Raw genomic sequence first — 23,288 nt, 5'->3', positions numbered from 1 at the left:
CGGTCTGAAGGGGTGCTGTTATGAAAAAAGCTGTCATCCTCATCATGGTCCTGACCATTTTTTCGAAGTTCATCGGGTTTTTCCGTGACGTCACATTGGCTTATTTTTACGGAGCTTCGGGCATCAGTGATGCTTATTTGATCTCACTGACCATTCCGACCGTCATTTTTGGCTTTGTGGCGACGGGGATCTCCACGGGCTATATCCCGATGTACAGCCGGATCGAAGAAAAATACGGCGAACAAAACAGCAAAGACTATACTAACAACCTGCTGAACATCCTGTGGGCTTTGTGTACGGTGATTGTGGTTCTTGGACTGATTTTCACCCAGCCGCTCGTCAGGATTTTTGCCAGCGGTTTTGAAGGCGATATTCTGCAGCTGGCGGTGACGTTTACGCGCATCAGCATCGTCGGCATCTATTTCACGATGACAATCCGGATTCTGAGCGGCTATTTGAATATGAAAAAATACTATGTCGTGCCGACGCTGATCGGGTTGCCATTGAACATCGTGCTGATTCTCTCCATCATCGCCAGCTCAAAATTCGATCTGGTGCTGATGCTCGCCATCGGCAATGTAGTCGCCATCATCATCCAGTTTCTCATCCTGCTGTTTTTTGCTTACCGCAAAGGGTTTAAGTACCAGTTCATCTTCAAACCGAAAGATGAGCATATCAAGAACATGCTGATTCTCGCGATTCCGGTCATCATCGGCTCTTCTGTCAATCAAATCAACAAACTGGTCGACCGGACACTGGCTTCCCAAATTTCCATCGGTGGGATTTCGGCGTTGAATTACGCCAATACCTTGAATTTGTTTGTCCAAGGTGTGTTTGTGGTGTCGATTTCGACTGTGATGTACCCGCTCATTTCCAAAATGGCCTCAAAAGGCAATATGGAGGGCCTGAAACGATCAGTGTCCCAAGCCATCAACGGCATCAACCTGTTGGTCATTCCCGCTACCGTCGGGGCTTTGTTTTTTGCAGAACCGATTGTGGCGCTGCTGTTTGGCAGGGGAGCGTTTGATGAATCCGACGTTGCATTGACCGCCAGCGCCTTTTTCTTCTATTCGATTGGTATGATCGGTTATGGCCTGCGTGAAGTGCTGTCGAGAGCATTCTATTCGCTGCAGGATACAAGGACACCGATGATCAACGCGGCGATTGCCATGGTCTTGAACATCATCCTGAATTTCATTTTATCGAGATATCTCGGTATCGGCGGGTTGGCGTTGGCCACCAGTATTTCGGCCATTTTCGGTACGCTCCTGCTGTATATCAGTTTACGGAAAAAAATCGGTCCTTTCGATATGAAGCAGCTGAGCGCCTCTTTTGTAAAAATTGCTGCGGCTTCCATCATAATGGGTGTGTCGGCAAGACTTCTCTACACGTATACGCTGCCGTTTCTCGGTTCCGCAATGGGGTTGATATTGTCCATTTTGGCGGCCGGCGTCATTTACTTTGCATTGGTGTACATGATGAAAATCGAAGACGCGGAACAGATTGTAAAAGGCATCAAGCGAAAACTGACAAAACGTTCGTAACAGGATTTGCGACGATATAAGTTGAATAAAAGAATGATTCTTTATATAACGCTTCGGCGCTTTGGACATAACTCCCGCAATAAGCCGAGAAGACCACTCGTCTTATTGCTCCGTCCAGTCCGGAGGCGCGCCGGCGCTGAGAGAAGTCACTAAAGATATGGAGCAAAACAGCGAAGAGTTGCTCGAAGCCTGCGAGGGCAACTCTTTGCGACGAAGCTAGCGAAGCGATGCAACGCCCTTTCATGTCTCGAAGCTAGCGCAGCGATGCAGAGACAGGAGCGCGGTTTTGGCAGTAGGCAGCGCGACGTCCTGTCGCGCCTACTGCATGACCCACATCCTGTGGGCCCGCAAGCGAAGCTGTTTTGCGGAATATAGATTACTAAATGTTATTAATGCAACTTATAGAAATTAAAGGAAGTTGGGTTTTCAAAAAGAAGCTGTCTTGAAAGGTCGTGAAAAAACCTTTCGAGACAGCTTTTTTAGATGAAAAAAGAAAGGCGATTTCACTACGGATAGATCAAACAAAAAAACCTGCGTGAAAATTTTTGGAAACCGGTTGGCTGAATAAATAGGTCTGGTTATTATATTCATTTCGTAATGCGAAGTACTCAGCAAGCTTCGAGTCAATGTGACCACTGGAAAAGAAGAATATCAGGATTTTGCATTACATAAGGACTGAATATTCTAAAAATATTTACTAATAAGTTTCAGTTTGCTATTCTTTTTTTGAATAATCTAGAAATAAAAAGAAAGGAGGAAAAAATAAACAATTTTTGAAAACCACTAAAAGGAGCGGGTGTAAATGAAGAAAAAATGGATGTCCACTGTCGGCGCCGTAACATTGTGTACAGCCTTGGCCATGCCGGCTTACGCTGTCGAAACAGAGAATAAAACCGAAACACACCACCATGAACACAGCATATCCGGGTTTATCGATTATGCTGAACTGCAAAAAAGCCTGAAGCAAATAGAGGCATCCAGCAAAGGGACCGTTCAAGTGGATGTTGCCGGGCAATCCCATAAAGGATTGGATATCTATACCGCTACAGTCGGGACAGGCGATAAAGTTATACTGGTGCAAAGTGAAATTCACGGCAATGAAAAAACGGGGACTGTCGCCATCCTGGATTTATTGAAAAAGTTATCCAATAACTCCAAGCAATCGAGAGAAATCCGTGAGGAACTGACGCTCGTGTTCATGCCGATGATGAATCCGGATGCTTCAGAAGGCGATAAACGCCGAAACAGTTTGACATGGGATGAAGTGATTGAGCAATATCCACAGCTGAGCGAGGTTGCTCCGTCGTGGAATTACTTGGACAGCGGCATCAGCCAGAGCTATGATTACGGAGCGAATCCAGGATTTGACGTCAACCGTGATTTCAACCCGGAGCTCGATTATGAACCAGAAGCGGAAGACTTCCCGGGGGCTTCCAATTTGCCGGGATGGTTTATCACACCGGAAGCACAAACTTCCCGTGACGTTTATAAATCCCTGCAGGAAGAATTCGGCAATGTGGATGTCTTCATTGACCTGCATCATCAGGGAATGTATTATGTCGACGGCACTGCCGACCCGGTGACTTTGTCGTTATCCGCACAGTTCGTTCCAGACCCGAACACACCGGAGGGTGAAAAATACGCTGAATACGCCGACAATTATAATTACGACTTCTCGAGACAATTGAACTTGGCCGCTTATAACGAATTGCAGTCATATGGCAACTCCAAATTCACCAACATTTCTCTATACTCACAAGGGCTTGATCTTCCGGGAACCGCTCTCGGCAGTTACGCTTTGAACGGCAGCGGCACAGTCCTTTTTGAAGTCAGAGGCCAAACACAGATGATGGGGCAAAAAGAAAAAGGCCAATTGGTCAAATCAGTTGAACGCGGACTGACGGGCATTATTGAAAGTGTAGCGGATGGATCGGTTGAATCACTGGATCCGGATGATTACGAAGATATTCCATTGACATCTTACCGACCTTCCAACTGAGGCAGGCCATTCACAGCAGCCGAACCATTATCAAGAAAAACTGAATAATTTTTCACGCGCCTGCATCAGCCTTTCGAGGGATGCAGGCGTTTTTTACTGAGAATTTATTGCCTGGATGCCGAAGCAATATAGAGATTTCCCGATTGATTCACGAAATAACGGGTAATTGAAGACAAAGATCTTCAAAAGGAGTGGTATTGCATGGCGAACAGGAAAAAAGAGGATAAAGAAGAACAGCAAGAGACGGAATTCACCGGCATGCCAAATGAACAGCTGCCGGACATGGAATCAGACCGGAGTCAGGAAAAAGCAAAAGAACAGTCGGATGATGACTTAGGAGACAACAAGGAAAACCCTTCCGGTTGATAGGACAGGAATTAGGTGAAAATTTATGTAATGGAGGTCATGACAAATGGATTCAAAAAATACAGGCAAGCAAACAAAAGACAACGAATCTGCACTCGACAAGCTGGCGGACAAAACAAAGGAAGTGCTGGGGGACGGTGTGGATTCGTCTGAGGAAGAAGAGACGTTTCAAGACACACCGGACGAAGGGGCAGGGGATGTCCCACAGGGAGACAAAGTCATTACAGACCACAGAACCGGTGAAAAAACCGTTGTGAAAAATACCGGAAAACGCTATTGAGAAATAAGTTGGCAGCGACAATCGAATACCTGAAAACGAACGAAAACCAAAGAGAGAGACGAAGCGATAATTCTTTCTCTTTGGTTTTTCGTTTTGTCCTTATAGCCGATAGCCGACAAACGCTCCAACGCACAACGGAACTTGCCGGTCTGGTATACTGTTTTATAGAGAACTGTGAGGATTCAACAAGGAGAAGATTCATATGACAGCTATTTGTTTAGTGAGACATGGTGAAACGGATTGGAATGTGTCGGAAAAGCTGCAGGGACAGACGGATATTCCGTTGAATGGGACAGGAATCAGACAAGCGGAAGAATGCAGCGCCTATTTTCGACCAGAGGATTGGGATGTGCTTGTTACAAGCCCTTTGAAAAGAGCGAGGCAAACGGCGGATATCATCAACCGCAAACTGGCACTTCCCGTAGTTGAAATGGAGTGCTTCATGGAGCGTTATTTCGGCAAGGCCGAAGGAATGGATGTGACGCAACGAACAGCCATATATCCAGACAAAGACTACCCGGGACAGGAAGATCCAGTAACCTTCAGAGAGCGCATTCTGGACGGACTGGAAAAAGTCCAGCAGGCATATGCGGACGGACGTGTGCTGCTGATTGCCCATGGCGCAGTGATAAGTGAATTGCTGTTGGTGTTGTCAGAAGGAGAGATCAGTTCAAAAAAGGCGCCTTTGGTCAATGCCTGTGTCAGTAATATTCAATACCAGCAGAAAACATGGAAAATTGTCAACTACAATCAAGTCTCGCATCTTTCCTATTACCAAGGCTTTACCACGGAATAAAAAAGAAAATCATCAGTCAAAAAATATAATAGAGGATTTTTACACTGCTGCTGAAATTTTTGGAGAATGGATGCTCGTTGATTTATTCGCTTTATTGCTTCTTGTTCCTGCTATTAATCCGGAAAAAGGGAAAAGTATAAAAAAGTATGAAGAGCGAAAGGTATTTTGCGGTAAAAGAAGAATGGTAAAGGTAATCACAGTTTAGAAGAAAAGCCAAGCTTCCGGAATAAAAACAGAAGGGAGGAAACAATATCTCGCAAGGCCCGGTAATCATTCGAACTGGATGATCGGCTAAACGCTTCAGCAGGAAGGAGTCCATTAAATGATGACAAGAGAGAACCCACAATTCCTGCAGAGTTTGAATGATGCGTTCATTGCTGGAGACACCCATTTTTTCGAAGACAACATAACCGATGATGTAATCTGGTCCATTGTCGGCAACAGCAAAATATATGGGAAAACGGGCTTTTTGAATTTCGTCAAAGAAAACAGCAATGTACAGAGCACAGAAAGGTCCATTGACCGGGTCATCAGTGAAGGACTCGATTTGTCAGTGACGGGACTGATCTTCACAGAAAAAACAGCGGTTTCAGCCTATCACGACGTTTATCGGTTCAGTGGAAAAGGAAAAGGTGAAATTATCGAATTGACATCATTTCTTCTGAAGTTGGATTAGCAGCTCCAATTATTTTGAAGAAGCATCTAAAAGCGGCTATCGTTCTTATTCAAACGTTTGGAGGGAGCGGTTGGATGTGGACATGTTACGAACCGAGGATTTTTTTCGCCAAGTGAATGAAGCCTTTTTCAGTGGTGATATTGATTTTATGGAGGATATTGTGACAGATGATATTGTGTGGCATATGATAGGAAGCGCACCAATTCATGGCAAGCAGGCGTTTATGGATGCTGCATTTGGCATTGGTGTATACACGGAAATGGATTTTCAAATTGATACAGTGATTTCAAATGGAATGGAAGCGGCTGTCAAAGGGACGATGACCATGCCGAATAAGTCAGGCGATTTTCAAACTTATGCTTTTTGTGATTTTTACCGTATGGATCGGCAAAGCGGTGGGAAAATCCAGGAAATGATCTCGTTTGTCATTGAGTTGAAGCAGTAACTAACAAGGGAATGACGAGCAGTACGGCTATTACAGGCTGTGCTGCTTTTTGCTGTTTCAATGGAATCTTGATCGATGCTGGCTGAATCGTGCGTTTGAGTATTGATTGAAGAGAAAGATGCTCTCCAAAGCGATAAATGTATTATCTTACATAAGGGTCTACTCTCAAAAAACAAAAACAGCAATAACAAGCAAAGTACAAGCAAAATTGAGTAAGGAATGAGAGGATAGAATGGAAGCGTTATTTTTGAAAATAGAGAAAGGTGGAATGGAAAGTGGCACAATCATTGACTGGCAAGGTAGCAATAGTAACAGGAGGAGGTAAAGGAATCGGCCGTGCGACAGCGATCGCTTTAGCGAAAGAAGGAGCACACGTGGGCCTGATTGCCCGAACAGAAGCCGATTTAAAAGAAGTCGCTGCGGAAATTGAGGCACTGGGCGTCCTGACAGAGTATGCAGCAGCGGATGTTTCTTCTTTGGAACAAGTGGAGCAGGCAGTGGAGAAACTGACTGACAAGCTCGGAACCATTGATATTTTGATCAATAATGCCGGTGTCGGCAAACATGCGCCGTTTCTTGATATTAAACCGGAAGAATGGAGTCATGTCCTGGATGTCAATCTCACGGGAATGTTTAATGTAACACGTACAGTTCTGCCGCAGATGATCGAAAAAAACGGTGGGGATATCATCAATATCTCATCTTCCAGCGGTTTGCGCGGGACATCCGGTTCAGCGGCCTACAGCGCCTCGAAATTCGGTGTTTTGGGCATGACAGAAGCCTTGTCCCAGGAAGTGCGGAAACACAACGTCCGTGTTTTTGCGCTGACACCAAGCAAAGTGGTGACGGGATTCGGTTCACGGCAACCGGAACCCGAAGAAAGCAAAGAGAAATTCATGCAGCCGGAAGACATCGCGGAATACATGGTGGCGCAATTGAAACTGCATCCGCGGATTTTTATCCCGACTTCGAGCCAATGGGCAACAAACCCGTTTTAATGAATGATAGTAAGACTTCAGAGGATTGATTCCCTGAAGTCTTTTTTGTCTGCAGAACCATAACAGAGCAACATATTTATTTTCCCATTCCATCTGTTATATCTTTGTGAAAACGCATACATAAGCTGTACACCATACGAAAGTTGTAATAAGTTATTTAATAAGTAAATAATAAGAATCATTTCTGGCTATTTGAAAAACGTTTATTTTGATTCAGCCGGCTTCCGCTCCGCTTTGGCTGTATTGTGCGAAAAGGAAGACACGCTTAGAGGAGGAGTATAGGTGGACAGTCAAATGATGGTGTCGGTTATTCTGCTGATTGCATTAGCTGAAGTTTTTCTTGTGGTTTTATTAGTCTTCTGGAAACGGGGAATCATCACAGAAAACCCTTTTGCACTTACTTTAAAAAAGGAATGGCAGATCTTGTTTTATGCTTTTTTCAGATGGAAAAGAAGGAATGGAAATAGCATAGAGGGGACCCAAGCTTTTTCGTATTATAAGACCTCCAATTATTTTTGGCTTTTTGTGGCGTTGATTCATGAACAAGTGCTGGAGATGGTGGTTTTCCATATCTATTTAAAAAATGAGGAACCGGAAATTGCAACAATTATGCTGGTCTTGCACATATACAGCGTTTTCTACATGATGGGAGACTACAATTTAATAAGGAATTCGCCTGTTCTTCTGAACGGCAATCAGGTCCAGTTTAAAATAGGCGCCAGAAGACAATTGGATTTTTGTATCAGTGATATTGAAAATATCCAGCCTGCCACGATTAAATACAAGAATAATGGCGGTATAATACACGAAAAGGATGCATTTCACGTAACAGCCATGCCGAGGATACTCACATACATTTTCGAAGTTACAGATGAAGCCTCGTACGAAATAGTGTTCAAAACACCTTTGCATGCACGCGGCTATTTTGGACAAAAGAAAACAGTTCGAAAAGCGCTCCTGTATATCGATCAGCCTGAGGAGTTTACGGGTGTGTTACAGGAAAAAATGAATACATACAGTCATCATTCGAATACCCTGGAAGAAGTGGTTCAAAAAGACGAAAAAGTGCCGGTGATCGACTGGAAAATTTATTTTTCGCTTCTTTTCCTGAATTTGCTGGGGGCTGTGGCCATAGCTCCTTATGCAATCGCCAGGGAAAACATGCATCAGCAAATGGGGTTAACCGAAATGGAATTTGTCCTTTACTATCTCGCACAGGTCTTTCTGGAATCGGCAGTCCTGTTATTCGTTGCATTATGGCTGATAAAAAAAGTCGAGCTGGGAGTACCCGTTATTGAATCTGTATTCCACAAAGAAAAGCAGGTTTCCCATCTAAGCAGAAAGCTGATAAACTCGGTGCTGTATGGATTTTTGACAGGCAGTGTAATCATCTTTGTGAGTTTATTGATTTCCACTCCGTTGGGAATCGATAATTCTTCTATAAAAGATACACCCTGGTGGCTGGCGGTATTTGGCTCGTTTGGAGCTGCCGTCAATGAAGAATCTGTTTTCCGTCTGTTTCTTGTGACAACGTTTATATGGCTTTCAATGAAAATTACCAAAAAAGAAACCAATGGATTAAACAAATGGACAGCGATCAGCCTGGCAGCACTTATTTTCAGTGGAATGCATTACAGTGTGGCAGCAGCCAATTTTGAGATGACGCTCGGAGTCATCGGAGGTATGCTTCTTATAAATGGAATCGGCGGTATGGTGTTTGGAGCCATGTTTGTCTTTATGGGGCTTGAATTTGCGATAATCGCTCATTTCACGGCCAATATTCTCATTCAAGTCATAGGACCTTTATTCATTTCATAATCAATTCTCTACCGTTTACCGATGGAATGCCGCACAGCAGAAAAGGGGGAACAGACAAATGGTCAAGTGGAATAAGGAAGCAATTATTGAAGCGAACATCGAAAAAGTATGGGAGTTGTTCCAAGATCGCAACATCAAACAAATTATGCCGAAAATCGAAGAACATCAGCTTCTTGAAAACAACGACGATGAAGCTGGAGCGAAACATGCACAGACCTATTATGAGGGCAGCCAACTGCAAACCTATATTGTGGAGACGTTAGCCTATGACGATACACCGGATAGAAAACACAGACAGATCCGTTTTATTATGGGGCAGAGTTTCGAAGTGATGTATTCGTTCACTTTGTTAAAAGCCGGTGAAAACCGGACGAAATTCATTTACCAGGGGCATAACAAAGGCGTCAACCTGGTTGGCAAAGCAATGCTGCTTGCGGGCAACAAGAAAAAAGCGGAAGAGACGGTAACGAAGTTCATGGAACGAGTGGAACTGGCAGCCTTGAACAACGATTAATCGAGAAGAGTTCAATCTTTGTTGAAATAAGTAAATGTAGATGTTTACATAAGGGTATTAATACAAAACAAAAAAAACGCAATACAAAGCAAACACATACATTTGCAGCAAAAACACTTAAAATCTATATGAAATGTAAACGATTTTCTCCCCGCTGGGACTGCAAATTTATTGACAAATCGGAAAAATCACCTCATTAACCGTGACAAACCTTTTTATTCCTTATAAGATTAAACAAAGAAGAGGGATCCAGAACAGAAGCGACTGCATTTCCCGAAAGGAGAATGAATCCACTAATGATTACGGAGTACGAAAAAGAAGGCGTCATTTGCGCTGAAGGCTATTTAGAAGCAACAAAACGGAAAATCTTTGTTTATTTGGTTGACGGGATGCTGGTGGATACCGGACCTAAAAGAATGGAACCGGATTTCACGTCTTTTTATGACAAACATTCATTTGATAAAGTTGTGCTGACACACAGCCACGAAGACCACAGCGGCACTGCTTCCTGGATTCAAACCAACCGGGATGTTCCCATTTATATGCATGAAAACGGCATTGCGCTTTGTGCAAAACCGGGGAATTATCCGGAATACAGACAGCACAGCTGGGGAGTCCGTGATGCTTTCGATGCGTTGCCGCTCCGTGACACCATCCGCTCCAGAAACCTCACGTGGGATGTGATTTACACGCCCGGGCATGCAGATGATCATGTGGCTTTGCTGCACAAAGAAACCGGCAGAGTGTTCACCGGCGACCTGTTTGTGCAGACAAAAACAAAAATCAGCATGAATACGGAGTCCATTCCGCAAATCATGGAATCCATACGAACCTTGCTGTCGTATGACATCTCATCGATGTACTGCAGCCATTCCGGTTATTTTGAAAACGGACGCGAAACTTTGCAGAAAAAACTGGATTACTTGGAAGAACTCTCAGCCACCGTGGAACGGTTGTACCGGGAAGGCAAATCTCCAGAAGCAATAGCCAATCAGCTGTTTCCGAAAAACTACCCGATCATCGCACGCTCTGAAAGAGAATGGCATCCGATCCACCTGATCAATTCAATTCTGGCACCCGTAAAAATCTAGTACGCAACTGAATCCTGTTATACTTTCACAAAAACAAGCACCTTTTTGTGTGCTGTCTATAGAAAAAATGGAAGTGGGGATACGGGGAATGGTTTATATTCGCATTTTACTGGAAATAGCGGTGATCGCTGTTTTCATCTATATTATCAGCGGGCGGCTGATGGGCTCCAAAATCAATTTCATCAAACGGCTCCTGTCTGTTGCGCTGGGTGTCACTTTGACTACCTTTGTCTATTGGTATTCCTACCTGCGTTTTACGGATTACATGAACGACCCTTTTGTTTATATGGCACAGGATGAAAGCACGATTTTATGGATCGGCAGCATGCTGTTGATTTCGATGCTGCTGTATCTGTTTTTTGAATTGTTCGATCCCATTGAGCTCGGGGAAAGAGGAGAGCGCATCACCGGGAGGAAATTCATCCTCAAACGGATCCAGCATCGCTGGCGCCGTCAGAAACGATTGGCCCGTGTGTTGGAAATCGCTGTCCGCAACGGCATCTCCCGGTCGTTGAAATACGCGCGCAACCGTGAGAATGACCGGGAACTGGCCATTGCGTTCCGGGACACACTCGAACAAAGCGGGGGCGTCTTCATCAAGTTCGGCCAGATGCTGTCGACCCGTACAGAGTTGTTCCCACCGGTTTTTGTCGAAGAACTTGGATCTTTGCAGCAGAATGTCAAGCCTTTGACCAGTGAACAAGTCAAGAGGATTTTGGCAACTTCCTTGCCGTATGGCGTTGACGAAGTCTTTTCTGATTTTGATATGAATCCGCTGGCGGCCGGTTCCATTGGCCAGGTTCACCGGGCTGTACTGAAAGAGAACGGTGAACAGGTCGTCGTGAAACTGCTGCGGCCGGATATACGGAAAATCATGAGAGACGACTTGAACATCCTGGTCGAATTCGCCGAATGGGTGACGAGCAAATCGACATGGGCAGAAAACCTTGGTTTCCGGCAGCTGGCCATCGGGTTTGCCAATGGCATGAGAGAAGAGATCAACTTCACCATTGAGATGCGGAATACCGTCCAGGTCGGCAATGCCCTGGAAGACAGTGAATACAAGGTGAAAATCCCAAAAGTCTATACGGATTACAGCAATGATCAGCTGATTGTCCTTCAGTACCTGGAGGGTAAAAGCATCTCGAAAGGCCGTTCGGTATTCAAGCAATTCGACGTCACCCCCCGGAAATTCGCTGAAACGGTGCTATTTTCGTTTTTTGAACAGATGCTGGAATCCGGCATTTTTCATGCCGATCCGCATCCCGGCAATATTTTTATCGATGCAACAGACGGATCGCCGATTTTGCTCGATTTCGGTGCAGTCGGCCGTCTGGCATCGTCACAGCAAAATGGACTGAACCTTTTCTTCATCGGTGTTCAGCAGAATGACAGTTCCGTCATCTATGACGCCGTTTCTCTGCTGGTCGAAGACAATCAACAGATTGACCGGCATAAATTTGAACAATCCATCGGACAAATTTTATTGAAGACGTCCTATGTGGACCGGATACCGACCGCTGAACTGATTCATGCGTTATTCGATGTGGTCCGGGATTTCGGCTTATCTTTTTATCCGTCAGTCGGCACCGCGTTGCGTTCGCTCATCAGCCTGGACAGCACCATCCATACGATCGATCCAGGATTCGATATGTTCACGGAAGCAAAAGTATTTGCGAAAAAATACAAAACCTCTTTTTTGAAAAAGCCGTTTAAAGAGCCGATGGAGACAAAAGACCGCATTGAAGACGAACTGGCATTGCTCATACCGGAACTGTTTAAACTGCCCAAAAGGCTGGACATGCTGGTGCAGCGTGTGGAAAGCGGAAAAATCATCCTGCATCATGATATATTTTCCGACAAGAAAAATGCCATGTTTGTCATCCAATTGTTTTCGCGGTTTGTGTTATTGTTTACTGGCATCACATTCGGCCTGGTTTCAGCAGCCCTCCTGGCCATCGCACAATTCATTGAGACAGCTTATGCCGTGTATTTGAATATTGCCTCCTATACGGGCCTGTTTCTTTCCGTGGTACTGCTGGTCCGGCTGTCCATACAGGCCATCCGCGACATGAAACGCAGCAACAATGCCTGACATCTGTTCTTTTCCTCTTTTTCCGGTACAATAAAAACAACAACAACGACGAAGAAGGGAATGGCAGGATGAATAAAAGGGAAGCTGAAGATTTGCTGAAGCAGAAAGTGAACGAAACCACAGCGCCGAGGTCGAAAAAACAGACGGCACGGCCCAAAAAATACAAATCGAGCACACAAAAAGTGGAAGATTACGTCGTACTTGATTTTGAGACGACCGGACTCCGCGCCGGCAGCGATAAAATCATTCAAATCGGCGCCGTCAAATACATCGGCCACAGCCACAAAGACACCATGTATCTGCTGATCAATCCGGAACGGCCGATTTCGAACACCATTACACGCATCACCGGCATTACCGATAAAGACGTGAAAGATGCACCGGTCATTGAAGAAGTCGCTCATGAATTGATTGCCTTCATTGGCGACTTGCCGATCATTGCGCACAACGCGCCGTTTGATATGGGATTCCTGTACGCCTTGGAGGACATTACACCGATTCCGGAGTATACGGTCATCGATACGGTGCGAGTGGCCAGAAAAGCCATCACAGAGACGCCTAACCACAAATTGGGGACATTAACGGCTTATCTGGAACTGGAACACGATGCGCACGATGCATTGGGAGACTGTTTGGCTACGGCTGCGATTTATCAGTATTGCATCGGCAAGATGTGAAGAAGAACAAACAACTCACGGAATGTGTGTTGGTGCGACGTTAACAATCATCTGAAAACATACAGCCAACTCGGCGGACGTTCGTAAGCGTATTTTAATGCGTTTACGAACGTTTTTTCATGTAATTTAATTTTTTGTCTTTCTTTCCATTAATACATTGTGATAATTATGGTAATTTTCTGTCATTTAAGATACAATAATCCTATCAAGAACAAGGTTGAAGGTTGATGGAGATACAGCAAGGAAATCAATACTCTGCATTTATAGCAGCGCTCTGGAAATAAAAATTAAAGGTACGACGCTGACAAGAGCTGACACTAGGGAGGTTCTTTGAGATGAAGCTGAAAAGTCTCTGGAAGACCATTTCACCTGTCATTAATTTAGTAATGGGCATTGGTCTAGTCATCTTTTCCATCGGTGGGATTATTTACATGTTTGTGATAGATGCCTATTCGTTCTGGTTGCTGGCGACATTTTGCGTCTATCTTTTCAGTAGCGTCCGGGGATTGATAGGTGACCTCTTCAAATCGAATGAATAGAAACAATCCTCCTTGGCGATTGAAAAGCCGAGGAGTGTTGTTTTGTTCTTAATGGATAATGAATAGTAACTGACTGTTATTCACCAACATATTTATCTTTGTGAATGTGGGGGGTAAATTCTGTATCCTTACTTAATGTTATTAATGTACTTAATTGTATAAGGAATTCCATATTACCGAAAAACCGAAGGGAATTTATTATAGATAAATTAGCATACACTTTAGAAGGTGATTTTGCTAGAGAGAAGTTATAAAATTATATTGGACAAGTGTAAATATGGATCCCGTTGCAACTTTAACTAAAAGATCGATTGTAAAAAATTTTTCACCTGATAGGAGAAAATGGTTTTATAGAATTATTAATGCAACAGGTAGCACTACTAAAGATTCTATTAAAACTAAGGGAAGTAGAGAAGTAAATATGTTCTTGTCATATACATAATAATATTTATGTCATACAACAGGAGACAAACAAAAAGGTCTTATCTTTCTAAAAACTATTTTAGTAGACATAATATAAATTATCGGAAGTAACGTTTCAATAAATAAGTATACTTTTAACAGTGAGACAAAATCGGTTTTTGGGCTGATATTTACGAATTTTCATCAGTTTTGAATAAAACTTGTTTTAGCTGCTATTACGCGCTTTATGCATGGCTTGATTGTCCTTAAAAATCATTTTTTGTTTTTTGTTTGTAATAGCTCACAGAAAACTTCGGAAAAAATCAGCCGGCTCATAAATTCTGTCTCATTAACGTTTAGCTCATCAACTTCCTTGTTTCTAACGATGATACATCTCTTGTTGCATCATTTTCTTTTTATTTAGCTGCTTCTTGTATGTGTCATGTCCAATTCAAAGTTCATTTTCATTTATTTTCAATCTCTTTTGACTTCTATGGCTTTGGTTCTCCTTATTGTCAGATCAGCCGCTCCTGTTTCGATTTCTTTCCCATACCCTCTTCTTTTTCAAATGAACGCTTTCTTACCATCCCTAAGTTTGTTAAAATAAGGAATTATTACCTATCATACCTAGGAGTGAGCTTTTGAACCAAACCGTGGTCAATTCCCTTCATTTTGCCGTACGGACCTTGCTGACAGCGAGTCTTTTCTTTTTTATCCTGAATACCGCTCTGGATGAAAAGTTCATGAGCAATACGGCCATACTCATTGCACTCGTTCTGCTGTTTCTCGTCAGCGCAACCATTGAAATCAACTTGCAGCTTACCTGGACATTTTGGATCGAACTGAAGACCCGTCTGATGGTATTCAGCAGCTTTTGGCTGTTCACGCTGTATATGCTGTTGTTTTATAGCCGTGAAGACATGATGTTCATTCTTCTGATTATCAATTCCATTTACCTTTTCAGTTTGCTGCGCGAATGGCGTGCTTCCAAAGCCGAACATGCTGAAAACTCCTGATTCCGCTTTTCAGCAGGAAAATCAGGAGTTTTTTCGTTTCGTTCTATTCAGCAATAAAAAGCGACATGAAACAGTAATCACCTGCTTTTTAAGCGTATGAGATAGTTTTCCATGGTATCCAGTCCGTTCCCGTCATCTGCAACGGCGACATGGCCATCCGGCCGCACCAGAAAAACAGCATTTTGTGCAATTCCCGCTTTTTCTGCGATTTTTGTCCATGGAAATTGATGATACGGAATCGCATGAGCTTTTGCCAGATCGATTAACTCCGGAGTCGCCTCTCCATACACATGGAATTGCCAATCCATCGCCTGCAATGGCAAAAAGTTGTCTCCTTCTTCTGCAGGAACCCACGGCAGACGGTCGCCTCCGTGGATGGAACCAGCCGCTCCTTCGCTGAGCGCGCTGTCCCGGTAATGAATCCGGATCTGTGACAAAGTTTTAAACATCATGTGTTTGACACGGTCCGATTTGGTCAGCGTGGGCGCCACATATGGAAGTATGACACCTTTCACCATTTTGGACGAGAGACCTTCCCCTACTAAAATTTCGAACATCCTGTCTGTTGTAGAAACCAGACTTTCTGCAAACGCTTTCCGTTCTGATTCATAACTCCCGAGAATGGCCGGATTGCTTTTTCCTTTCAGTACATCCGCCAGTTTCCAGGAAAGGTTGAAGGCGTCGCCAATCCCTGTATTCATGCCCTGCCCCCCTGCCGGACTGTGGACATGCGCCGCGTCTCCTGCCAGAAAGACATTCCCTTTTTGGAACCGTTCACTGACCCGGTGATGCACCTTATAGGTCGAAAACCAATTTTCTTTGTCGACGCGCAGCTTGGTTTTCGTCTCAATATACGTTGCCAGTTCCGAAAAACCGACATTTTGCTTGTCCGACAAAAAAGGGGGCAAGAGACCGATCAAGCGCAAGGAACCGGTTGCGCGTACCGGCAGCGCGATCGCAAAGCCTTCTTTGAAAAACCTCACCTGTACCCCTTTAACCGAAGATCCGCTTTGCACATCTGCTACATAAAAAACCTGCTGATAGGTGCCTCCGGCGAAATCGAGTCCCAACCCTTTCCGGACGGTGCTCCGAACCCCGTCACAGCCGCATAAATAGGAATACCGCTCCTCTTCCTGCCGCCCGTTCTTTGAAAGTACAACCGCCACAAACCCGTCTTGTTGGCGAAAAGAAACCAGTTCCGTTTCCCAGTCGACCCTGTGGCCAAGCTCGTTCAGCTTCCCGACGAGGATCTGTTCGTGCTCGTCCTGCGGCAGGGTGAGAACAAACGGGAAGGGGCTCAGCCCTTTTCCCAATTCCTCCAGTTTCAGCATCGCTTTTAATTTTCCTTCTTTGAAAATCTGCAGTCGATCGAGGACGATCCCTTTTTGGATAATTTCACCCGAAACCTCCAACTGCTGGTAAAACTCCAGTGTTCTCGCATGGACGGCAATCGCTCTTGACGCTCTCCCCGGGCCTTTGTTTTTGTCAATGATCCGGAAAGGGATGTTGAGCTTGGCCAGACTGATTGCTGCTACCAATCCTGTTGGCCCCGCTCCGCTGATTAAAACTTTGCCTGGCATTTGTCTCGCCCCTTTTCTTCACCTGGTACAATCAAGGGAAAAGCCGAAAACAAGCAGCAACAGATTTTTCCTTCAATTACATAAAACAAAAGGCTTTTCAGGCCTCTGGTTTCAATGATCATTTTATTAATTTCTTTACCGTCTGCACAAGCGCGTTCTTTTTGATGGTCGTTATGTCTGTATCAAATTGTTCACCGGCGGGCAATTCGAATTGGAATTGTTCCGCATAAGGAGCCGGCCGGTTCAGGGCATATGCCGCCATTTCATTGGCGCAAAATTTACGGGCTTGTTTTGCGGTCTTCTTATCGGTGACGATGTCGTGCATCAAATTCAAAGCCAGGATATTCGCCGCTTCCAGATCGCAGCGTGCCGCCACTTCCCCTTTTGTCCGTTCGACGATGATGCTGCCGTCAAACGCCGCGATTTCGCTCATTTTCTCCGGTGGTACATGGTAATCGATGACCGACTCCAGCATGTCCACGTGCGGTTCCGGGAAATCATGCGGAATCTGGTCCCGGTACACGACGGTCCGCTTCCAGGGGCCATTATAGAACCAAAACAGGCGGCTGTTGGTCGCTTCGTTCGGCGGCCCGTAAAACCCGATGGTTTGTTCAGCCGCTTTCCGTGACAGTTCCGGCCACTCACTGATAATCTTTTCCACATAATGTATATTCAGCTGCTCCATTGTTCCCTTGTCTCTGCCGGTCCCACTTTCATGCAATTGCTTATTACTGGCCGCGGCAGTGGCCGCAAGCCTCATTCGTTTTTCCGGCTTCAGCTGGCTGGCTGCTGTCACGGGTCTTTGATCTTTTGTCATTTCCTGCACCCCTTTCCGAAATTGCTTTTTCTACTTTATTCCCTGTGCCGCTGATCACAAACTACCCGGTAAACCAAACAAAACCTGAAGCCATGTCGGCTTCAGGTTTTGTGGTGGATCAATTTACTTTTTTGCCCGCATTCCAGTACATTTCCCGCAGCTGGAATTTCTGCAGTTTGCCTGTTGCGGTCTTCGGCAGCGACTCGACAAACTCCACCGACTTCGGCACTTTGAAACGGGACATCTGATCCCGTGTGTAATCAAGAAGCTGCTGTTCGGTGATGTCCGCTCCAGGGCGCAGAACAACAATCGCTTTCGGCACTTCCCCCCATTTTTCATCCGGTACGGCAATCACCGCCACTTCCAGGATGTCCGGGTGTTTGTACAGCACGCCTTCAATTTCCGTGGAGGAGATGTTTTCCCCGCCGGAAATGATCATATCCTTGATGCGGTCCTGGATTTCGATAAACCCGTCCGGATGCGTCACCGCCAGATCGCCTGTATAAAACCAACCGTCTTTGATGGCTTCCGCTGTTTTTTCAGGATCTTTGTAATAGCCTTTCATCACCACATTGCCGCGCGTGATGATTTCACCCAGCTCTTTGCCGTTCCAGGCGACTTCCTTGCCGTCTTCCTGGTTCACCACTTTGGTTTCCCCGTTGAATGCCAGCTCGATGCCTTGACGCGCTTTGATCGTCGCCTGTTCCTCGAGTGATTTCGAATCGAATTCATTTTTCCATTCGCAGTACAGGATAAACGGCGACGTTTCAGTCAATCCATAGACATGCATCATATTGAGGCCGAGGATATTCTGTGCTTTGGCGATCAGGGCCGCGGCAGGCGGTGAACCGGCTGTTGCCATCCGCAGTTTCCGGCTCAGCTGCAGCGATTTGGCTTTCGGTTCATTGACCAGCATATTGACGACGGTCGGCGCGCCGCACAGCACCGAAATGCCGTGCTGTTCAAACAGATCCAGCACCAGCGGCGGGTCGACTTTCCGCAGGCAGACATGCGTGGCGCCGGCTGCTGTAATGGCCCAAACGCCGCCCCAGCCGTTGGTATGGAACATCGGCAAGGTATGCAGGTACACATCGTCAAATTTAACTTCCAGGTGATGCAGGAAGTTGGCCGCGTTCATGTAATTGGTGCGATGCGTCTGCATGACCCCTTTTGGATTGGAAGTCGTGCCGCTCGTGTAGTTCAGTGACAGCATGCTGTTTTCGTCGATTTCAACAGACGGCAGGACAGCATCTTCCGGCACCTGGCTGATAAACGCTTCATAATCCGTTCCGTTGATGGCGGATTCGTGCCCGTCAACCGGCACGACGATATACCGTTCGATCGGCAGCTTGTCCTGTATGTCTTCGATCAGTTTGCCGAACTCGGCATCGACGATCAAGGTCTTGGCGTCACTGTGCCGGATGATGTACTCCAGGTCCTTGGCGCTCAACCGGAAATTCAGCGGCACAATAACCGCTCCCAGCTGCACAATGCCATAAAAAGCCTCCAGCATGTAATGCGTATTCGGCAGCATGACCGCCACGTGCTCCTGCGGTTTTACGCCGCTGGTATGTAAAGCGATGGAAAGCTGGTCTGTCCGGTTTCCAAATTCTTTGTAGGTGAATTGTTTGTCCTCATCAATCACCGCTATTTTCTCCGGATAGTATTTTACTGCTCTGCGTTTCCAATCGATGGGTGTCAAAGGTGCCAACATGTCCATCAAACCCCTTTCCACTATGTAATAATAAACGTGTTATATATCAGTATAGAGAGGGGCAATATCTGTGTCAATCGACTTTGCGGAATTGCTCAAAAATTCACGCAAGAGTCTGCAGGAGAAAATGCCGGTTCGGTTTATCCGGGAATCCGTTTTTTGATCGGCAAGTATTTTTACATAATGTAATGATGCCGTTTAATTAATCAAATTATTTTGATTAATCTCTTGCTTTTCTCTTGAAGCCGCGTTATTGTTAATTCATCAAATAAATTTGATTTATTATTCGACTGGAGGTCTCTTCCTGATGGAAAACACACACCCGCCGGCTCCTGCGCTGCCGCTCGATAGCTATGCACAGAAATTCAAAGCGCTGGCCGACCCAAAACGGATTGAGCTGCTGAACACCATCTGCAAAAAAGGGTCCGTCTGTGTCTGTGACCTGGTGGAAGACATGGCGATTCCGCAGTCCAAACTGTCGTATCATTTGAAAATATTGCTGCAAGCGGAATTCATTACGAAGGAAACCAAAGGGACCTGGAGTTATTATGCGGTGAACACCAGCGAACTGTCCCGTCTGTTATCGACGGAACTTTGCTGTTTGATCGGGCCGTCCTGCTGATTTTTGGTTTCAGTAATCCAAATCAACTGATGAAGGAGTGTTGGAAATGACATTGCATTCGTTGCCTGTGGCCATTATCGGTGGAGGTCCTGTCGGATTGGCAGCCGCCGCCCAGCTCGTTAAGCGCGGCAAACCGTTTCTCTTATTCGAAGCGGCCTCCCGGCTTGGGGCGAATTTTCTGGAGTATGGACACGTCCGGCTGTTTTCGCCGTGGCGTTACAACATGGACAAAGCCGCCGCATCTTTGTTGGAAAAACACGGAGCCGCACTGCCGGACCCTGACCACCTGCCTCTTGGAAGGGATATCGCGGCACAGTACCTGCAGCCGCTGGGGGAACTTCCGGAAATAAAACCTTTTGTCCATCTCGGCAGCCGTGTCATCCACGTGGCCCGAGAAGGGATGGACAAAGTGAGAACGGAAGGGCGCAACGACCGGGCGTTTGAAGTGATTGTGAAAACCGGTACAGGTGCAATTCGGAAATTCCGTGCCCGGGCCGTTCTTGATGCTACAGGCACCTGGCAACATCCGAACCCGCTGGTGTCAGGCGGCATGCCGGATTCGCCGGATAAAGCGATTCACTACGGCATCCCCGATGTATTGGGACGAGACCGCCATATTTATGAAAACAAGCGCATAGCCGTCGTGGGAAGCGGCCATTCGGCGTTCAATTCCCTGCTCGACCTGGTGCTTTTGCAGAACGAAGCACCCAACACAGAAATCACGTGGATCATCCGCCGTTCGAATGCGGACAGCCTTTTGGGCGGAGGCCGTGCAGATCAGCTGCCGGCACGAGGCGCTCTCGGCTTACGCGTCCAACAAGCGCTTGAGCAGGGCCGGATGAAGCTGATAACTTCTGTGCTGATTCAGTCTTATCGAGCAGAAAAAGATGGCGGTGTTACGCTTCAGGCGGCACAAGACGGCACCCCTGCCGTATTCGGCCCTTTCGACGCCGTCATCGCCAATACCGGTGCACGGCCGGACTTCGGTTTTTTAAAGGAAATCCGTTTTGCGTTCGATCCGGCACTCGAAAGCGTTCCGGCACTGGCGCCATTGATTGATCCGAACGTCCACAGCTGCGGCACGGTCCGGCCTCATGGAGAGCTGGAGCTGCAGCAACCGGAAAAAGATTTTTACATTCTCGGAGCCAAAAGCTATGGGCGCGCTCCGACATTTCTGATGGCAACGGGATACGAACAGGCGCGTTCTGTCGTGGCCTATTTGGCAGGAGACTTGGATGCAGCCCGAAACGTGGAATTGTCACTGCCCGAGACCGGCGTTTGCAGCAGTTCGATCACCATTCCGCCAAAGGCTGCAATCGGTGCAGGGGGCTCCTGCTGCGGATAAAAATAAAGCCAGCTAAAAAGCGGCCAACTCTGCAACAGAGCAGCCGCTTTTTTTGCTGGGTTTTGTCATTCGCTAAAACCGTTTGGTGCATCACTGCCTGGCTGCTGTCACCGCCCCGCCGGCCGCTGCATGCCTGTTTGCAATCCTTCCGTTTATCCTGCTGGCACCTGACATTGGAAGAGCAAAAATTTCTACCTGTTTCCCATGGACTCAATCGATGCTACCGCTTCGCTGACTGCTGTGTCCCCCGAAATCACCTGGAATTCTTTATGGATCGTCGCGTCATCTTCCAGCACTGCCAAAATCACCCGCGCTACGTCTTCCCGCGGAATTTCGGCACGTTCCGTCTCAGCAGCGGCGTGCACATTTCCTGTTCCCGGCTCATCCGTTAAAATTCCCGGGTGAATCAAGGTATACTCCAAATCGGTCGATTTCAGCCACATATCCGCATAATACTTCGCCGCCACGTACGGCTTGAACGATCCGCCGATCCACTTTTCCCGTCTGGTATCAAACGAACTGATCAGCACAAACCGCTTCACACCCGCCTGCTTCGCTGCTTCCATCGTTTTCACCGCTCCGTCCAAATCGATCAAAATGGTTTTGTCGGCGCCTGTATGCCCGCCGGAACCGGCAGTAAAGACAATGGCATCAACACCATCCGCTGCTTTGGCAATTTCGGAGATGTCGTCTTCCAAATCGACAACCACTGTTTTAGCGCCCAGCTCTTCGAAAAAAGACGCTTGCTGCTGGTCACGGATCATCGCTTTGGCCTGATGTCCATCGCTTTCCTGAATCAGCTTCACCAAGTGTTTTCCGACTTTCCCGTTCGCTCCGACAACCAGTATGTTCATTTCCACCATTCCTCTCATTTTTTCTTTTTTCTTCTTTCTGCTACCATATCATGAACAGGGTCGAGGAATACATAGGCACGCTGCGTATATGGCTCTTGTAGGTTCATTTAGTATACATAATATAAATATTATTCCCATAAGTATATTCTTATGTATCAAAATAGAAGAGCGAAAAGGGCTTGAGAATTTTCCGTATATTAGTTTACATAATTTAATTATTTATCAAATAAGTATTTGCTTATGTTTTTGTAACTGCGCGCACACAGATCTCATTTTCATTTCATGCGAAGTTCTGTAAACTGAATATAGAACACATCCTGGTTCGGAAAGGCAGGACAACTGATGAAGCTCGACAAATTTTTATATTTGATTGTTCACCTTCTCACGCCCGTCCTGACACTGGTGGTCGGTCTTTTGTGGGGACACTTCGTATCAGCGAAAACATTCGGCACGAATGTGACGGATAACCTGTCCGTGGTGGCGATTTACTATGTGATTGTCAGCGTGATTTGGGCAATGAACGCCGAAAAGATCCGGACGCTGGCTACAAAAGAAACTCAACCAAAAACGCGGTAGGTGCTGCAGCAAAGAAAGCGGGAAGGTGTTGGATGCCTTTCCACTTTCTTTGTATATCCCGCTGACAATCGACCACTGGATTCCTGTTCGGAATAAAGAAAAGATGGCCGCTCAAAATGATTTCATCGCCTTCTTTTCTTTTCCACAGCGTTCGCATTGATAGACAAATAATGCAGGTACTTCACTGTCACGATCCACTTGCACGAATCTATGAAGGCCGATTCTGCACAAGAGATGTTTTTCGTGATTGGTAACCAATAGTGAAATGATTAATAACACAAAACCGGCGATGATCAAAATATAAGGAACCTTGTACAAATTGAATGTTTCATCGGCGTTTGCTATCAGAAGAAGAACACCGGTCAGGATGGAAAGTGAAGCGATTGTTTTCAACTTATTGAACAAAAAATCCCTCCCTTGGATTCTTTTCTTCCCTGTTTTCACTTGAAGGAACCTTTTTCCTTTTCGCAGCCCTTCAGATTCGTTCTTTTTCCATTATCAAAGCACAAAAAAGCACTTCCCGA

Annotated in this window: 22 protein-coding genes; 17 read left to right on the top strand and 5 right to left on the bottom strand. The window is 45.9% G+C overall.

The features are described from left to right. Positions 1-20: 20 nt before the first annotated feature. The 14 genes from murJ to EEX84_RS01970 all read left to right on the top strand — a co-directional run bounded on the left by murJ (position 21) and on the right by EEX84_RS01970 (position 15,256). Positions 21-1,544, top strand: coding sequence for a murein biosynthesis integral membrane protein MurJ (murJ, locus tag EEX84_RS02035; protein WP_123163900.1), 1,524 nt, complete (start codon positions 21-23; stop codon positions 1,542-1,544). A gap of 802 nt (positions 1,545-2,346) precedes the next feature. Beyond that, the gene (locus tag EEX84_RS02030; protein ID WP_123163899.1) at positions 2,347-3,543 is read left to right on the top strand and encodes a M14 family zinc carboxypeptidase; all 1,197 of its coding nucleotides are present in this window, start codon (positions 2,347-2,349) and stop codon (positions 3,541-3,543) included. 201 nt (positions 3,544-3,744) lie between these two features. Further along, positions 3,745-3,909 (top strand): hypothetical protein, encoded by a 165-nt coding sequence (locus tag EEX84_RS16465; RefSeq protein ID WP_158599056.1) that lies wholly within the window; start codon positions 3,745-3,747, stop codon positions 3,907-3,909. A 46-nt stretch (positions 3,910-3,955) separates the two neighbouring features. After that, positions 3,956-4,189, top strand: coding sequence for a hypothetical protein (locus tag EEX84_RS02025; RefSeq protein WP_123163898.1), 234 nt, complete (start codon positions 3,956-3,958; stop codon positions 4,187-4,189). A gap of 202 nt (positions 4,190-4,391) precedes the next feature. Continuing rightward, positions 4,392-4,985 (top strand): histidine phosphatase family protein, encoded by a 594-nt coding sequence (locus EEX84_RS02020; RefSeq protein WP_123163897.1) that lies wholly within the window; start codon positions 4,392-4,394, stop codon positions 4,983-4,985. Positions 4,986-5,307: 322 nt separating this feature from the next. Beyond that, positions 5,308-5,661: a nuclear transport factor 2 family protein gene (locus EEX84_RS02015; RefSeq protein ID WP_123163896.1), complete on the top strand. Its 354-nt coding sequence runs from the start codon at positions 5,308-5,310 to the stop codon at positions 5,659-5,661. An 82-nt stretch (positions 5,662-5,743) separates the two neighbouring features. Further along, entirely contained in the window at positions 5,744-6,106 is a 363-nt protein-coding gene (locus EEX84_RS02010; RefSeq protein ID WP_240033901.1) for a nuclear transport factor 2 family protein, read from the top strand. 275 nt (positions 6,107-6,381) lie between these two features. Further along, entirely contained in the window at positions 6,382-7,104 is a 723-nt protein-coding gene (locus EEX84_RS02005; RefSeq protein ID WP_123163894.1) for a 3-ketoacyl-ACP reductase, read from the top strand. 282 nt (positions 7,105-7,386) lie between these two features. Beyond that, positions 7,387-8,922, top strand: coding sequence for a CPBP family intramembrane glutamic endopeptidase (locus tag EEX84_RS02000; RefSeq protein ID WP_123163893.1), 1,536 nt, complete (start codon positions 7,387-7,389; stop codon positions 8,920-8,922). A gap of 58 nt (positions 8,923-8,980) precedes the next feature. Continuing rightward, a complete protein-coding gene (locus tag EEX84_RS01995) occupies positions 8,981-9,436 on the top strand; it encodes an SRPBCC family protein (protein ID WP_123163892.1) in 456 nt (151 codons plus the stop codon). 284 nt (positions 9,437-9,720) lie between these two features. After that, positions 9,721-10,527, top strand: coding sequence for an MBL fold metallo-hydrolase (locus tag EEX84_RS01990; RefSeq protein WP_240033896.1), 807 nt, complete (start codon positions 9,721-9,723; stop codon positions 10,525-10,527). A gap of 88 nt (positions 10,528-10,615) precedes the next feature. Next, positions 10,616-12,622 (top strand): ABC1 kinase family protein, encoded by a 2,007-nt coding sequence (locus EEX84_RS01985; RefSeq protein ID WP_123163890.1) that lies wholly within the window; start codon positions 10,616-10,618, stop codon positions 12,620-12,622. Between the two features lie 68 nt (positions 12,623-12,690). Continuing rightward, the gene (locus EEX84_RS01980) at positions 12,691-13,299 is read left to right on the top strand and encodes a 3'-5' exonuclease (protein ID WP_123163889.1); all 609 of its coding nucleotides are present in this window, start codon (positions 12,691-12,693) and stop codon (positions 13,297-13,299) included. 1,582 nt (positions 13,300-14,881) lie between these two features. Beyond that, positions 14,882-15,256, top strand: a complete 375-nt coding sequence (locus EEX84_RS01970; RefSeq protein ID WP_123163887.1) for a hypothetical protein — start codon at positions 14,882-14,884, stop codon at positions 15,254-15,256. 77 nt (positions 15,257-15,333) lie between these two features. Here EEX84_RS01970 and EEX84_RS01965 read toward each other — a convergent pair whose 3' ends face one another. The 3 genes from EEX84_RS01965 to EEX84_RS01955 form a co-directional block, all read right to left on the bottom strand. Beyond that, entirely contained in the window at positions 15,334-16,836 is a 1,503-nt protein-coding gene (locus EEX84_RS01965) for an FAD-dependent monooxygenase (RefSeq protein ID WP_123163886.1), read from the bottom strand. Positions 16,837-16,954: 118 nt separating this feature from the next. Then, positions 16,955-17,653, bottom strand: coding sequence for a hypothetical protein (locus EEX84_RS01960; RefSeq protein ID WP_123163885.1), 699 nt, complete (start codon positions 17,651-17,653; stop codon positions 16,955-16,957). A 118-nt stretch (positions 17,654-17,771) separates the two neighbouring features. Next, positions 17,772-19,367: a long-chain-fatty-acid--CoA ligase gene (locus EEX84_RS01955; RefSeq protein WP_123163884.1), complete on the bottom strand. Its 1,596-nt coding sequence runs from the start codon at positions 19,365-19,367 to the stop codon at positions 17,772-17,774. Positions 19,368-19,674: 307 nt separating this feature from the next. Here EEX84_RS01955 and EEX84_RS01950 point away from each other — a divergent pair, with 307 nt between their 5' ends. Further along, positions 19,675-19,989 carry an ArsR/SmtB family transcription factor gene (locus tag EEX84_RS01950; RefSeq protein WP_123163883.1) on the top strand — a complete coding sequence of 105 codons (315 nt, stop codon included), beginning with the start codon at positions 19,675-19,677 and terminating at the stop codon, positions 19,987-19,989. Positions 19,990-20,035: 46 nt separating this feature from the next. Beyond that, positions 20,036-21,334, top strand: coding sequence for an NAD(P)-binding domain-containing protein (locus EEX84_RS01945; protein WP_123163882.1), 1,299 nt, complete (start codon positions 20,036-20,038; stop codon positions 21,332-21,334). A gap of 191 nt (positions 21,335-21,525) precedes the next feature. Here the strand turns inward: EEX84_RS01945 and EEX84_RS01940 are convergent, their stop codons facing one another. Further along, entirely contained in the window at positions 21,526-22,188 is a 663-nt protein-coding gene (locus tag EEX84_RS01940; protein ID WP_123164040.1) for an SDR family oxidoreductase, read from the bottom strand. A 342-nt stretch (positions 22,189-22,530) separates the two neighbouring features. On the opposite strand from EEX84_RS01940, the gene EEX84_RS01935 reads away from it, so the two are divergent. Next, a complete protein-coding gene (locus EEX84_RS01935; protein ID WP_123163881.1) occupies positions 22,531-22,764 on the top strand; it encodes a hypothetical protein in 234 nt (77 codons plus the stop codon). A gap of 111 nt (positions 22,765-22,875) precedes the next feature. On the opposite strand, the gene EEX84_RS01930 is transcribed toward EEX84_RS01935, so the two are convergent. After that, the gene (locus tag EEX84_RS01930) at positions 22,876-23,169 is read right to left on the bottom strand and encodes a hypothetical protein (RefSeq protein ID WP_148039008.1); all 294 of its coding nucleotides are present in this window, start codon (positions 23,167-23,169) and stop codon (positions 22,876-22,878) included. Positions 23,170-23,288: the final 119 nt, after the last annotated feature.

It is taken from the genome of Planococcus salinus, assembly GCF_003719725.1.
GTDB lineage: Bacteria > Bacillota > Bacilli > Bacillales_A > Planococcaceae > Planococcus > Planococcus salinus.
This window is presented reverse-complemented; position numbering and strand designations above follow the sequence as displayed.